Source organism: Streptomyces sp. NPDC055243, from assembly GCF_044544025.1.
GTDB lineage: Bacteria > Actinomycetota > Actinomycetes > Streptomycetales > Streptomycetaceae > Streptomyces.
This window is the reverse complement of record NZ_JBITWR010000043.1, coordinates 1-1184: the sequence shown is the minus strand read 5'-3', so window position 1 is coordinate 1184 and position 1184 is coordinate 1. Positions and strand designations below refer to the sequence as shown.

General features: G+C 66.8%; 2 protein-coding genes. Both read left to right on the top strand.

Annotated elements, in window-relative coordinates; genetic code table 11:
- Nucleotides 1–734: DUF3459 domain-containing protein (locus ACIGXX_RS44090; RefSeq protein WP_399984895.1), on the top strand; the 734-nt coding region annotated here is incomplete at its 5' end.
- A gap of 40 nt (nucleotides 735–774) precedes the next feature.
- On the top strand, nucleotides 775–1184 hold a 410-nt coding region (locus ACIGXX_RS44085; RefSeq protein WP_351174282.1), incomplete at its 3' end, for an alpha-amylase family glycosyl hydrolase.

Sequence of the window (1184 nt, the reverse complement as noted above, 5' to 3'; positions counted from 1 at the left end):
TCTTCCTGGCGGAGGCCTTCACGCGCCCGGCGATGATGCGCACCCTGGCCGCGATCGGCTTCCAGCAGTCCTACACCTACTTCACCTGGCGCAACACGAAGCGGGAACTCACTTCATACGTCCAGGAGTTGACCGACGAGACGGCTCACTACCTGCGGCCGAACTTCTTCGTCAACACCCCCGACATCCTGCCCGAGTTCCTCCAGCACGGCGGACGCCCCGCCTTCGAGCTCCGCGCGGTGCTCGCCGCGACCCTCGCGCCGACATGGGGCATGTACAGCGGCTACGAACTGTGCGAGGACACGCCCGTGCAGTCCGGCAGCGAGGAGTACCGGGACTCGGAGAAGTACCAACTGCGCTCGCGCGACTGGGAGTCGGCGCGGCGCGAAGGGCTCACCATCGCGCCGCTCGTCACCACGCTCAACGCGATCCGTCGACGCCATCCGGCGCTGCACCGGCTGCGCAACGTGCGCTTCCACTCCACGGACAACGAGCACGTGATCGCGTACAGCCGTCATGTGCCCGGTGACACGGTGCTGGTGGTGGTGAACCTCGACCCGCACCACACCCAGGAGGCGACCGTGCGCCTGGACTGCGCACGCCTGGACATCGCGCCCGGCACGTCCTTCCAGGTGCACGACGAACTGGGCGACGCGACCTACACGTGGGGCGAGGTCAATTACGTCCGTCTGACCCCGGGCGTGTCCCCCGCGCACGTATGCGCGGTCGGGTGAGGAAGCACGCGCTCCCCAGCCGTGCGGCAATGGAGGACCCATGACGATCAATGAGCCGGTGTCCGAGCTGGGCGAGGACACGCCCGCCAAGGACCGGGACCCCGAATGGTTCAAGCGTGCCGTGTTCTACGAGGTCCTGGTCCGCTCCTTCCACGACAGTGACGGCGACGGCATCGGCGACCTCAAGGGCGCCACCGCCAAGCTGGACTATCTGCAGTGGCTGGGCGTGGACTGCCTGTGGCTGCCGCCGTTCTTCACCTCCCCGCTGCGCGACGGCGGTTACGACGTGGCCAATTACATCGCCGTGCTGCCCGAGTTCGGTGATCTCGGGGATTTCGTCGAGTTCATCGATGCGGCGCATCAGCGGGGCATGCGCGTGATCATCGATTTCGTGATGAACCACACCAGCGATCAGCACCCGTGGTTCCAGCAGTCGCGCACCGACCCCGA